Source organism: Dysgonomonas sp. 511 (genome assembly GCF_010501105.1).
Lineage (GTDB): Bacteria > Bacteroidota > Bacteroidia > Bacteroidales > Dysgonomonadaceae > Dysgonomonas.
In genome coordinates this window covers 133988-148268 of record NZ_QVMQ01000009.1, presented here as the reverse complement: position 1 = coordinate 148268, position 14281 = coordinate 133988, and the positions used below count along the sequence as shown (strand labels likewise).

10 protein-coding genes are annotated in these 14281 nt (G+C 38.6%); 8 read left to right on the top strand and 2 right to left on the bottom strand.

The window, feature by feature from the left end:
- Positions 1 to 148 precede the first annotated feature (148 nt).
- Complete coding sequence (locus D0T57_RS05665; protein WP_163271743.1) at positions 149 to 1756, top strand: sulfatase; 1608 nt, start codon at positions 149 to 151, stop codon at positions 1754 to 1756.
- Between the two features lie 93 nt (positions 1757 to 1849).
- Here the strand turns inward: D0T57_RS05665 and D0T57_RS05660 are convergent, their stop codons facing one another.
- Complete coding sequence (locus tag D0T57_RS05660; RefSeq protein WP_163271742.1) at positions 1850 to 2767, bottom strand: energy transducer TonB; 918 nt, start codon at positions 2765 to 2767, stop codon at positions 1850 to 1852.
- 1028 nt (positions 2768 to 3795) lie between these two features.
- Between D0T57_RS05660 and lpxK the strand changes: the two genes are divergently transcribed.
- From lpxK to D0T57_RS05645, 3 genes are all read left to right on the top strand, one after another.
- Positions 3796 to 4905, top strand: coding sequence for a tetraacyldisaccharide 4'-kinase (gene lpxK / locus D0T57_RS05655; RefSeq protein WP_163271740.1), 1110 nt, complete (start codon positions 3796 to 3798; stop codon positions 4903 to 4905).
- Entirely contained in the window at positions 4862 to 5686 is an 825-nt protein-coding gene (locus D0T57_RS05650; RefSeq protein ID WP_163271738.1) for a purine-nucleoside phosphorylase, read from the top strand. The genes lpxK and D0T57_RS05650 overlap by 44 nt, the downstream gene beginning before the upstream one ends.
- Positions 5687 to 6232: 546 nt before the next feature.
- Complete coding sequence (locus tag D0T57_RS05645) at positions 6233 to 7369, top strand: hypothetical protein (protein WP_221412290.1); 1137 nt, start codon at positions 6233 to 6235, stop codon at positions 7367 to 7369.
- 71 nt (positions 7370 to 7440) lie between these two features.
- Here D0T57_RS05645 and sppA read toward each other — a convergent pair whose 3' ends face one another.
- A complete protein-coding gene (gene sppA / locus D0T57_RS05640) occupies positions 7441 to 9201 on the bottom strand; it encodes a signal peptide peptidase SppA (protein WP_163271762.1) in 1761 nt (586 codons plus the stop codon).
- A gap of 525 nt (positions 9202 to 9726) precedes the next feature.
- Here sppA and D0T57_RS05635 point away from each other — a divergent pair.
- The 4 genes from D0T57_RS05635 to D0T57_RS05620 are packed head-to-tail and all read left to right on the top strand — an operon-like array spanning position 9727 to position 14030.
- Positions 9727 to 11925 carry a carboxypeptidase-like regulatory domain-containing protein gene (locus D0T57_RS05635; protein ID WP_163271734.1) on the top strand — a complete coding sequence of 733 codons (2199 nt, stop codon included), beginning with the start codon at positions 9727 to 9729 and terminating at the stop codon, positions 11923 to 11925.
- Between the two features lie 16 nt (positions 11926 to 11941).
- Positions 11942 to 12673, top strand: coding sequence for a GDSL-type esterase/lipase family protein (locus D0T57_RS05630; RefSeq protein WP_163271732.1), 732 nt, complete (start codon positions 11942 to 11944; stop codon positions 12671 to 12673).
- Between the two features lie 6 nt (positions 12674 to 12679).
- On the top strand, positions 12680 to 13300 hold the full coding sequence (locus tag D0T57_RS05625) for a hypothetical protein (protein WP_255490512.1): 621 nt from the start codon (positions 12680 to 12682) through the stop codon (positions 13298 to 13300).
- Between the two features lie 43 nt (positions 13301 to 13343).
- Entirely contained in the window at positions 13344 to 14030 is a 687-nt protein-coding gene (locus D0T57_RS05620) for an SGNH/GDSL hydrolase family protein (RefSeq protein ID WP_163271730.1), read from the top strand.
- The last annotated feature ends 251 nt before the right edge of the window (positions 14031 to 14281 follow it).

Sequence of the window (14281 nt, the reverse complement as noted above, 5' to 3'; positions counted from 1 at the left end):
TTTGGTTCCTTTTGGGGCTTAGGCCAAAAGGAACGCAAGCAAACACCGTTCGGCAGAGCGAAGCGGAGCCAATCTGTGATTGCGCGCAGTATATAAAAGTAACATACAATTTAACTATTGATTGACATAAATAATAAAATATAAATCTATGATTAACACCAGAAGTATTAATTGCATACTTATCCCGGCAGCATTATTCAACTATGCCTGTGGAAGTAAAAATACGGTAAACAGCGAAGAACAGACCCGTCCGAACATTGTCTATATAATGACAGACGACCATTCGTACCAAACGATAAGTGCATACGGGCATCCTTTATCGCAACTCGCCCCTACCCCAAACATAGACAGGCTAGCTAATGGGGGGATACTGTTTCAAAGAGCATATGTAGAAAATTCCCTGTCCACCCCCAGCCGGGCATGCCTCATGACAGGACTATACAGCCACCAGAACGGACAACGGCAATTGGGTGAGGGTATAGATTCTACCAAGACTTTCTTTTCGGAACTATTACAACAAGAAGGATATCAAACCGCCGTGGTAGGAAAATGGCATATGCAATGCGAACCAAAAGGCTTCGATTATTACAAAATATTGTGGGATCAGGGTGAGTATTACAACCCTGAATTCAGGAGTAAAGACACTGATGGCAAGTATATTAAGGAAGAAGGATATGCCTCTACACTTATCACCGACCATTCTTTAAATTTTCTGGAACAAAGGGACAAGGATAAACCTTTTTGCCTGCTTATACATCATAAAGCACCTCACCGCAACTGGATGCCCGAGCCTCAATATCTCGACTTGTACGAGGATGTTGAGTTCCCTAAACCGGAAACATTCAAAGACGACTATGCAACGCGTTGCTCGCCGGCTCATACGCAGGACATGACCATAAACAAAACCATGACAATGGTCTACGACCTGAAAGTGCATGAACTTATAAATACTGCACCTTACAACAAGGAATGGAATACCGAAGGGCTCGAAGTATCGCTCGCCAGAATGACACCTGAACAACGGAAAAACTGGAATAGTGCCTATCAGCCTAAAAACAAAGACTTTATAGACAAAAACCTGAAAGGCGACGAGTTGGTGAACTGGAAGTATCAACGCTATTTGAAAGATTATCTGCGCTGTATAAAAAGTATCGACGATCAGGTAGGGCGTGTAATAGATTATCTGGAAAAAGAAGGACTAATGGATAATACGATCATTGTATATACATCCGACCAGGGCTTTTATATGGGAGAGCATGGTTGGTTCGACAAGCGGTTTATGTACGAAGAATCGTTCCGTACGCCACTGGTTATGCACTATCCTAAGAAGATAAAGGCAGGTACAAAAGCCGATGCCCTGGTACAGAACATTGACTATGCTCCTACATTCCTCTCGCTGGCAGGAATAGAAAAACCTGTGGAAATGAGCGGCACTACGCTAGAGCCTCTCTTCGAGGGTAATAAGCCTGAAAACTGGAGGAAAAGCCTGTATTATCATTATTACGATTATCCGGCTATACATAGTGTACGCCGTCACGATGGTGTCCGTACCGAACGGTATAAGCTTATACATTTCTATGGTAAGGGGGAAATGGCTAACGATAAAGATATAGACTGCAATGAGCTATATGACCTTCTAAATGATCCTAATGAGTTGAACAATCTTTACGGAAAAGCCGGATACGAGCAGATAACAGCAGAATTGCAAAAGGAACTGGATGGGTACAGGAAAGGCCTGAAAGTTGACGAGTTCTGAAAGGAATAGAACTTACATTCTCCCGAGGCCTAGGATCGGGAGAATGTGTTATACATCTGGTTATAAACAATTTATGGTCTGTTTAAATTTTAGCTAAAATTTATTATCATTAAATTCCACAGTTAGCGCAACATGCCCTTCTTTTATAATTCTAAAGTCAACCGATAATTCATTATATGTATCTACATCTTTTCCGTTTTTCTTACCGGGAATCCACGCCTTTTTAGCTAATAACTTTACTGCTTTCATAACTTCATTATCCAATATGTTATAAAGTTTTTTTGCCAGTTTAATATCAGAGATCTTTCCTTCTTTCGATACTTGAAAACCAACAGTTACCACTCCATTTATTCCTGCCTTTTGTGCAGCATAAGGAAATCTCAGAGTATTTGTCAGAGAAAGATGCATTTTATCCTCTCCTTCTCCATATTGTGCCATAAAATCGGCTTCGTCTTTGGTGAATATGCGGTCTTTATCTGCAACAGCCAAAGTATCTAAGCTACTATAACTACCATCATGGTAATAGATAGACCGCCGGGTTTCTTCTACTTTGCCATTTCCCATATATACACGTTTCAGCCAATTGTTATTAGGGTCGTACTTATAGGCATACATTTCTATCCGGGTGACAGTATCAGCTGATTGGGTTGAGGATATAACAGTCTGGATAAATTTCTTTTCTATATCATTGCCGTCGTTATATTCTATCAGGGTTTTATTATACGTATTTTTCCCTTGTACCGGGAAATCGTTTTTGGTGTACTCTTTTTCTATAAGTCGCCCTTCATCATTGTATGTATAATGTACAGACAGGCTATCTTTTCTATAGTCGGCTAAAGTAATTTGCCCTGTATGGCTGTAATGGAAAGTCAATATGTCGTTATCGCTACTATTACAGGTTACCAGCCCTGTTTGCGGATTGCTTTCGCTATGCAATTGTTCTCCTGTTTTGTATATCCGGTTGCCATCTTTATCGTATTTATAATAAAGGGTACGCCAACTGTTTGTCATAATTTTTTTTATTCGCCCTTTTTCATCGAAATCATATATTACTCTCTCTCTACTTTTATCCGGTAATACTTTTTCTTCGATCACCCTTTTAGCATTCTCTCGTATACCGAGTTTGCCCCAATCAGTCTTTACGTTTTCTATAAATCCTATAAATGGAAAGGCTACTGTTTCCTCTTTCAGAAAATCTATTTCTGTTAAAAGATTTGAGTTAGTTTTCTCTTGGCTGTGTGTATTCAAACAGTAGAATAGTAGTATAAGTATGCAAAGATTCTTCATAGTTCTATCTTATTAAAATATCTTATGTCTTTCTTTTATTGTTCATAATAGGTAATTTCATCCTTTTCCCACCTTTCATCTTTAGATTTCCTTATCAGTTGAAAAGCATCTTTATCATCAAATTTGTGTTGTTTCATTAGTATTGATTAAGTTAAAAAAATAGAGACATCTGAACAAATGTATATATTTTAACATAATTAACAAAAATATTTACAATTAAATCGCAAATAAGTAAAAAAACACTCCTGCTCCTGCGCAATAACGAATACATCCCACTCCACCCTATTATCTCGTGTGCGCAGTATAGTTATGATAAATCAAATTATTCTCCAATAAGTTTATCTATATAAGAAAAGCTGTTAGCGGCCTTTCTCACCTCTCTCTAATGGGAGAATGGGCTGCAAGCGACGGCAAAAGAATGGAAAAAGTAACAATAAAAAAAGAGAAAAAGGTGTTACATGTGTTACTTTTTAGGATACAAGATACCAGTAGACGAGTTAACGAGTTGGTTCTTGATAAAATATGAACTTGTATCTCGTATCTTGTCTACTTGTATCTAAAGATATTGCTAACTGCTAACTGAAAAAACGTGTTACTTTTTAACTATATATTGCAAAAATAGGTTAATTCGATATGGTTTTTAGAAGATATGAACAACAAAAGAGGGCAAAAGGTAACAGCAGTGCGAATGTATCAATCTGTAACTTTCTTAAAATAGAAAAGAATTAGTATTTTTATCGAAAAAAAGACATATGACTAAAGAGCAGCCTCAGCCTGTACGGGTAAATCCGTGGTTACTTCCATTATCGTGGATATACAGTACTATCGTATTTTTCCGCAATAAGTTTTTCGATTGGGGTATATTCAAGCAGGAAGAATTTGACATACCGGTTGTCTGCATAGGCAATATAACCGTAGGAGGGACAGGCAAAACTCCACATACGGAATATATAATAAATGCCTTGAAAGACAAATACAGGATTGGCGTGCTCAGTAGGGGATATAAACGCAAATCGAAAGGTTTTGTATTGGCCACCCCCCAGTCTACAAGCCATGAGATAGGAGATGAATCGTTTCAGATAAAACGCAAATTTCCCGATGTGATAGTAGCCGTAGATGCCAATCGCAGAAGGGGGATCAGGCAGATGCTGGAGTTGGAAAACCCGCCGGAAATCATCCTGCTCGACGATGGATTCCAGCACCGCTATGTAAAACCGTCGTACACCATTATACTTTCCGATTACCACCGTCCGGTTTACGAAGACGCCATGCTGCCTGCGGGAAGGTTGCGTCAGCCGGTATCTGCACTGCGCGAAGCAAATACAATAATAGTGACCAAATGTCCTGCCGACTTGCAGCCGATAGATTTCCGCATCATTTCGCACGATATAAACGTTTTCCCTTATCAGGATTTATATTTCACACGGTTCGAATACAACAAATACCTGCTGCCCGTTTTCGCTGGTGCTGCCCACAAGCTGCCATTGGAAGCTCTGGAAAGTAAATATACATTGCTGGTTACAGGGATAGCTTCTCCTAAACTGCTGATGGATAAGTTGGCAGAATATACCAGTAATATAGACCCGCTTGTATATCCCGACCATCACAACTTCACGAAGAAGGATATAAAACGGATAACCAGCCGTTTCGAAGAAACACTGGCCGACGATAAGATAATTATAGTTACCGAGAAAGATGCAATGCGTCTGGTATCGATGGACGATATAAGCGACAACGTAAAAGCTCATCTCTATTATCTTCCTATCGAAGTAGTATTTATGGACAAAGAGAATGATTTTATACAGAAAATAGATAAACATGTTACAGAAAATCAAAGAAACCGCAGACTTTATAAGAAATAGAGCAGGAGGAGAGATACCTTCCATAGCCATAATATTAGGTACAGGCCTTGGCGAACTGGTTTACGAAATAAGCGACAAGAACGAAATACCATACCAGGAGATTCCCAATTTTCCGCTTTCCACGGTAGAAGGACATAGCGGCAAACTCATTTTTGGCAAATTGGGAGGCAAAAATGTATTGGCCATGCAGGGGCGTTTCCATTATTACGAAGGATATTCCATGCAGGAAGTTACATTTCCTGTCCGTGTTTTTCAGGCATTGAACATCAAGTACCTCTTTGTGTCGAACGCAGCCGGAGGTATGAACAGCAGCTTCGAAATAGGCGATATAATGCTTATCGAAGACCATATAAACACCTTCCCCGAGCATCCTTTGCGTGGCAAGAACTATAAGGAACTTGGAGTCCGTTTCCCGGATATGAGCAATGCCTACGACAAGGATTTGCGCCGTATGGCCGCCCAGATAGCCAAAGAAAACAGTATCAAGCTTCAGTACGGTGTATATGTAGGTACGCAAGGCCCTACGTTCGAAACGCCTGCCGAATACAACTGGTTTCGCATTATTGGCGGCGATGCCGTGGGCATGTCTACCGTACCCGAGGTAATAGTAGCCAATCACGCGGGAATGAAGGTGCTGGCGTTCTCTATAATCACCGATCTGGGCGTCATTGGCAAGATAGTAGAGGTGACACACGAAGATGTGCAGGAAGCCGCTAAAATAGCCCAGCCGAAAATGGCATATATAATGCAGGAGGTGATAAAGAATTTAGTAACTGGATAAGAGTCTGTTTAAATTTTAGCGAAAATTTATTTTACAAGCTCCAGCAAATATTGACTCCGTCCATTCTTCAAATTCTTAGCAACTTTTTTATGCTCTTTTTAGCGTATTTTCCACATTTTTATTTCGGTTTAGCCCGCTAAACCAGCAATAAAAACACATAAAATCCATCTAAAAATAGCTATAAAAAAGATTTGCTATAAAATTTAAACAGACTCTAAGAAAATGAACCAACTTGAAAAACAAAACTTAGTATCATACTTATTTCTAATCTTTATATCATTTGTCTTTTTATTATTCTTTTCTGTAACAACAAGTCCACTGTATTTTGAATTTCGTACAGATAGTGCCATATTTATGGCTATGGGAAAGATGTTGCTTGAAGGAAAAATCCCTTATATTGATTTTTTCGATCACAAAGGGCCCGTCCTTATTTTTATTGAGGCCTTGGGACAAGTGTTTATTCCATACAGGTCCGGAATATTTATCCTTCAAATTGTAAACCTATCTTTAGTACTATATTTTATACACAAGACAGCAAAGATATTATTGGACGGAAATAAGGCATTCCTTGTCATAATCTGCTTCCTTTGCTTCTTTGCTTCTACTATAGACGAAGGTAATTCTACAGAAGAATTTAGCTTAGTTCCTTTATTTATAGCATTATATATAACATTTAAATATTATTTTGAAACTAAAAAAATAAGCCCGTCAGAAGCATTTATTGTGGGCTTGTGTTTTTCTTTTATTTTCTGGATGCGGTTAAATAATGCCGGAGCTATTTCTGCCTGTTGTATTTTTATCTTCATAGCCTGTCTGCTGAATAAAGATTACAAATCCTTGAAAAACCTGATATTGTACTTTATCGGAGGAGTGGTAATATTTTCTATTCCTATAATAAGCTATTTCTTATACTACAATGCGTTTTCGGAGATGATTTATGCCTCCTATCTGTTCAATATAAGTTATGTGGAAGAATCTGGAAGTATATTTAATTTTAGCAACTATATAGGCCGCAACCTTATTGTAATTTCAGTTTTACTATCAGGAGCCATTTTGTATTACAAAAAGGAAAAAGACTCTAAATTATTCCTATTTGCTTGTTTGTTATTCATATTCAACATAGCCTTTGCTAACATGGGATATGCTTACAAGCATTATTTTATATTAATATCTTTTTCGATGGTAGCAGGTAGTATTCTCCTATTGGCTTCGTTGAATATAAAGGTAAATAAATATGTTATATATGCTCTGTTAGGCATAGCCTCAAGTTATATGGTAATAAGGTATGTAAGTAAGACGAAGAAGTATGACGCAATAAGAAAAGAAGGTACTTCGTATATCGATGCCGGAAATGAATTGATAAGTAAAATACCTGATAACGAAAAGAGTAGAGTTTATTATTATTTAGTTCGCCCAAGATTTTATCCTATGCTAGAGATTTCATCCAATTACAAACATTTTGCACATCAGGAATGGATGGGTAGCCATAACCCTGATATTTACGATGAAATAAACCTGATGTTGGCTACAGATAAACCATTGTGGATAATGATGGAAAAATCGGAATTTGAGAATTGGAATAAGAGTGAAAATCGGAATAAGGAATTTAGAAGAATACTTTCGGCTACATACATGTTAGCCTATGAAAATGATCTCTTTTTGTTATATAGATTCAAGAGGTAATACACAAAGAAGGTGTCCTTTACTATTTTGGGGACACCTTCTTAATGCTTTTACAGTATATATATATCAGATCAATCTACTACTATATCGTAAGGCATACGTGCCTGAATAAAGTTTTGCTCTTTTATTTCCTTCAATGTTTTGAACATCAGGTAGTCGCTGCCCAGATATTCTTTCAGTGCCTTGGTAGCCAATTCTTCTTTTTGGTTTGACATAAAGCTTTCGAAGAAGTCGGTCTTACGAGGGAAACTGTCCAACTTATAATCTTCAAGATTGGCCAGCTTAGCAGCTTCTTCTATAGCCATATCCATTCCGCCCAAAGCATCTACAAGACCGATTTTAAGCGCCTGCTCGCCTGTCCATACACGCCCTTGGGCAATGCTGTCGAGAGCTGCCTTGTCTATGCCACGGCCTTCGGAACAACGGGTAAGGAACAAGTCGTATCCACGTTCGATATAGCCTTGAAGGATGGCTTTTTCATCTGTCCTCATCGGACGGAAAACATCGCCAAAGTCTGCATACTTGTTAGTAGTAACCACATCGGTAGTCAGTCCCAGCTTCTTAGTCAAGCCTTCCACATTGGGGAACATGCCGAAAATACCTATCGAGCCTGTCAATGTATTTGGCTGGGCAATAATCTTGGATGCACTACAAGAGATATAATATCCGCCCGAAGCCGCATAGTTACCCATAGATACTACCACCGGTTTCTCAGCTTTCAGGTCGGTGATTGCCTTCCATATTTGTTCGGATGCGTAAGCACTTCCTCCCGGTGAGTTTACACGGAAAACCACAGCTTTCACATCGTCATTGTTCCTTAGTTTCTCTATTTCTTTCACAAAGCGTTTGTCGGTAATACCTTCTTTGCCCGAACCATCGCTAATGCCTCCTTCGGCATACAATACAGCTATGATGTCTTTCGATTTGCTTTCTTTCGCACATGGCACAGTTGTCATATTTTTCAGGCTAGCCTGGCGCACGTCTTCCTCATCTTCTACTTTGAGCAGTGTTTTCAGATATTCTTTTACACCTGTTTCGTATAGCAATGTATCTGCAAGTCCTGCTTTTACCAACTCTTCGCCACTTTTGAATGTTATCAATGAATCTGTCATCTGGTTGATCTTGTCAACTGATATACCCCTTGCTTCGGAAACTTCGCCGGTAAATACCGACCACATACTATTGAGGTAAGAAGAAACCTGCTCGCGGTTTGCATCACTCATCTTGTCGAGCATAAACGGTTCTACAGCCGATTTGAAAGTTCCCACTTTAAAGATTTGCATTTCGATACCTACTTTTTCGAGCAAGCCTTTGTAGAACATCGGCTGTGCTGCAAAACCATGTATATCGAGATGTCCCTGAGGATTGATTATCACCTTGTCGGCAACCGACGACAGGTAGTAGCAACCTTGCGTATAAGTATCGGAATAAGAGATGATAAACTTACCACTTTCTTTGAAGTCGATAAGCTGATCCCGAATTTCTTTTAGCGATGCATAAGGAGCATAAAACATTCCGGCATTGATGTAGATGCCTTTTATCTTATCATTCTCTTTTGCTTTCTTTATCGACGAAAGTACATCATCCAAGCCCATCTGAACTTCCGAATTATCGCCCAACAGAGCCAGCAGAGGATTAGACTCCTGTACCCTGTCTACCAATTCGCCTTCGAGCTTGAGGGTAAACACTGTATTGTCTCTCAAGCTATATTTTTCATCCGAACTAAACGATAATGCCGCCAGCGAAAGGAAAAATACCAGGAAGAACAATCCCAATACAATAAAGCATCCTAATATAGACGCCAGTAAACTTTTCAAAAAACCACCTTTCATTTCTTTCATTTTTTATAATTAATAATATATTGTAAATCACTGTTTTACCATATTGCTTATAACTCAGTTTTCATCGCTTACAATTACTTTTCATTCTTGTTGATAACCTTGTTAATAACTGTTGATATTTAAATAAAACATAATCCATTGTTTTCCGGATTAAAAATCCATATATAAAATATGTCGCAAGAAACAATTAAAAATCACACTCAACTTATCATTTATATTTTAAACGGTTTTCAACAGTTATTAAAAACCGCGGAACAAGTTATTTTTCAACAACAATAGTTATCAACATATTTTTAATAAAGTTTACAATATGCTTTATATGAATAAATTGTATATTTTTACTCTTTTTAATAACTACCGAACTATATCTTAATAAATTTTTAATAACAAAATATACAAGCTTTGGACTAGAAAAGATTCAACACAATTAACAGCCAATTATTACCATCATGGGAGTTTTTTGAATTTAAAAAGAAAAAATATTATTTATAACAATTGATGATAACTTCATATTTCATGAAAAAATTGATCATGACACTTAGCCTTACACTTTGCTTTATAACCGCACAAGCCCAGATAACCATTACCGGTACAGTAACCGATGAACAAGGCGAAACCATCATAGGATGTACCGTAATGGAAAGAGGAACTACAAACGGAGTCATTACCGATATTGATGGTAAATATACAATAAAGGTGGCAACTAATACTTCGACTACGCTAGTTTTTAGCTTTATAGGTTGCAAAACGCAAGAAGTAACTGTAGGTTATAAAACAGTGATAGATATCACTTTGAAGGAAGATATAATAGACTGTCATGGACACCCTATATATGTATATTCACAGTTCGACAATTACAACGACCTCTCAACAGCGAATGCAAGGCTAGGTTCGGATATTTACAAAGGACGCCCGGTTGACGAAAAATCCTACCTCGAAGGATATGCTTCGGGTGTCAGCTTTGCCGGCGACGGATCACTGAATATCCGCGGGGGCAGTAACGTGCGGTATGTAGTAGACGGAATACCCGATGCACCTTTCAATCCTGCTGATGTATTGATGGTTAATGTGAATAAGAATGCAGCCACTTCGTCGGTTTTCAGTTCCGTTTCGGCTATAGATGGTGTTGTGTATCTGACTACTTTACAAGATCATTCCGACAAAAGAATAGGTGGAAACGTATGGGCAGGTTTTCAGCAGGCATCCGACCTGATACCCGGTAAAGACAAAGGCAATCTCAGCGATTATCTGCAAAAAGGCTTGGTACAACATTACAATATGAATTTCAGGCATATAGGAGATACACACAATGTGCAGGGAGATGTATCGTACGACAACAACGAAGGGGTGGTAAAAGATGCCAGAAGCGAAACCCTGCATTCGAGGTTCAATGCGAAGCTGAGTATATACAAATGGCTGAAGATAGGACAAAATGTATTTTATAAACATGCTGTTGATAACCATTTATCTATATTAGCAGACGGTGCAGGCAATACGGCAACCGGGATATTGAAATATAAGCCCGACGAAAAGCTATTCTCTACATCGTACATTGATATGAATTTCTTTCGCAACTTATACATTAAGTCTCGGTTTTCGTACGATAAGACAGACAAAATATATATTTTGCCATACGATTATCAATTACACTATAAACGTTATTTGTGGGATAATGAAGTTGTGTGGGATAAGCATTTCAGTTACAACCAGAAATTGTGTATAACAGCTGCCTACACATGGGACAAAACGGAAATAATAGATATTGCCCACAGTGAATATAACAGCAATGCCCTACTTAAAGCTGCGTATAATTATTCGCAGGGTATCCGTACAGCCACAGCCGGTATCAGAAGGCTAACCTCATCGGCTCCGCACCTTAGGAAAAAGGATAGCTACTACCCTACTCTATCGGCTGCATGGAATATTTCGCGCGAAGGATTTTGGGACTACGATTTCTTTATCGAAAAGTTGCGTTTAAAAGCCTCGTGGAGCAAGACAGGCGATCAAGGATATAATATATCCGGTATTACAGACGGCAGGTATATGTTTATTCCTGTTTCTTACGAAGGCGAAAACTTTGAATGGCGTACTTCTACACAGAAAGATATGGGTGTGGAACTCGGATTTTTAGACAATATATTGCAAGTATCAGCTTCCTATTTCCATAAAAAAACAACGAATATCCCCGATATTGTAGCCGTAGACGGTGTGTATAACCATATTGCCGATTACAGGCAATTTGTAAACCGTGGTTGGGAATTTGATGTGGCATACAGCCAATATTTTTATCAAAAAAAAGGATTGAGAGTAAAAGGTAATTTCACAATAAACAATCCTTCTGTTCCTACTGCTTCCATCGGCAACGAATATGCAGTGCCTAAATATCATTATGGGTTGGATGCAAATGTATGGTTAAAAAGATTTGATATAAATTTGCTGCTGCATGGAGCTAAAGATGCGAAGTATTATGGATACCAGAAACCGTTAAATAATCATATAGCCGATGTAGATTATTTTGGAATAAAGTCGCTGAATGTGTCGTATAAGCTACCTTTACATAATCTTACAGGCATATCCGGTTCCGAAGTTGTTTTTTATACCAATGCCGAGAACCTTGCCACCAAAGTAAATGTTTCGAAGTCGGAAACCCTGAGCCCATATATAAACTATCCGCTTTGCCGTATGTTTAGTATGGGTATGAAGTTTGTTTTTTAAGTATATTATCTTATTTATGAATAAAAAGAAATTCTTTATCATAGCTTTTATTATCTCTGTTTTGGTCAATATCATTACCGTTGGTATCATTGGTTTTGCTTGGTATAAGAACAGGGTAAACAGGGATATTTTCCGCCTCAATGCCTATGCCTATGCCAACAGCCAGCTGAATGACACCATAGAAAGCGAAAAACGGGTGGTTTTCATAGGCAATTCCATAGTCGAAAACTGGGCGCACCTGCGGTTCTCTTTCTTTTCGCAAAACGGGTATATAAACCGTGGAGTAGGGGGGCAGACCTCATCATTGCTGCTCTTGCGTTTCTATCACGATGTTGTCGACCTACATCCCAAGGCTGTGGTTATCAATGCAGGGATAAACGACATAGCCGAAAACACAGGAGTATATGATATAGATTTTACAATGAACAACATAAAGGCTATGTGCCAGTTGGCAGATATCAACGGCATAAAGGTTATTATGTCGTCGGTACTACCTTCTTCGGGATTCGGATTCAAAGGGCATATACAGAATGTGCCGGGCCTGATAGATGAATTGAATAAGAGGATAAAAGAATTTACCCAAACAAGCGGGTATTACTATCTCGACTATCATACCATGATGAAGAATGAAGAAGGGGGAATGAAGAAAGAATATACTTTCGACGAATTGCATCCTAACGAAAAAGGTTATGAAATAATGGAACCATTGGTTCAAAAGGCTATAAATGAAGTATTAACAGAAGAATAAGTGATCATGAAAAAGAATGTTTTATTACTATCTGTATTATTAATGGCAAATATATTTTGCTATTCACAAATTTATGTAGACAATCAAGGGAATGTGTACGACCAACGTACTTCTACCACTACTACCAACAAGAAACAGGTGAGGGCTTTGCCTCACAAGTCATCGTCTTCGGGCTTTCAGTTCGATCCTTCTAAATTATCTTTCGGGGGTAATCTGAGCCTTCAGTTTGGCGATTACACAGTCGTAGGGTTTTCGCCGCAGGTAGGTTACGATTTTTCAAAGTACGTAACTCTGGGAGCCGGTTTGGGATATACTTACTACAAGACCGATTATTACAATTACGACTGGAAAGCAAGTTATATGAGTTTCAACCTTTTCGGACGCTTTTTCCCCATCGAATATATCGTAATAGGCGTGCAGCCCGAAATAAGCCGTATGTGGCAGACTTTCAAATGGAACGACGGCTACGAAGCCAAAGAAAGTAAATTTGTACCATCGCTGCTTGTTGGCGGAGGACTGCGCCTGGGTGGTATGATGGCTATGATACAATACGATGTGATACAGGATAAAAATTCTCCTTATGGAGATAATCTCTTTTATTCGGTAGGCTATACGTTCCGTTTTTGATGTAGGATTTATAAGTTTATTATTAACACGATAATATTTAACCATGAAAAAATTTTTATTCCTTATTTCTTTTATGTGTATTTTTAATTCAGTAGATGCCCAACAGTTTAACGAACTTATTAATTTACAACGTTATAAAATTGCAAATGCAGCTTTGCCAGTTCCTGCCGATGGCGAAAAACGGGTGGTTTTTATAGGCAATTCTATTACTCAGGGTTGGGCAGGCCAACGTCCCGATTTCTTTAAATCGAACAACTACATAGGGCGGGGTATAGGCGGACAAACAAGCCCACAGTTGCTTTCACGTTTTCGCCAGGATGTAATCGACCTGCAACCTTATGCTGTACTTATAAATATTGGTACGAATGATATAGCCGAAAATACAGGGCCGTACGATGAAGCTTTCACGCTGGGCAACATTATGTCGATGGCAGAACTGGCTCAGGCTAATGGTATAAAGGTTATACTGTCGTCGGTAACTCCGGCAGGGGGATATCCTTGGCGCAAGGAGATAAAAGATGTGCCGGCGAAGATAATGTCACTTAATAAGAAGATTGAAGAATATGCCGCCAAAAATTGTTTTCCTTATATAGACTATTTTGCGGTGATGCACGATAAAGATATGGCTTTGATAGCTGAATACGGAAGCGATGGGGTACATCCTGTTGCCAAAGGCTACGAAGTGATGGAATCGTTAGCTAAAAAAGTTATTGACGAAGTATTAAAGTAAAAAAAGTTTATCTATATAGCGCCTCACTCCCCGCTCTCTCCAAAGGGAAGCCCCCTAATCCCCCTTGGGGGACTTATGCGCAAAGCCACGACAAGGGAGGGGAAAAGTAACAATAAGAAAGTAACGAAAATGTGTTACAAGTGTTACTTTTTAAGGAGGTACAAGATACCAGTAGACGAGTAAACGAGTTGGTTTCTTATAAAATATAAACTTGTATCTCGTATCTTGTTTACTTGTATCTAAAGAAAAAG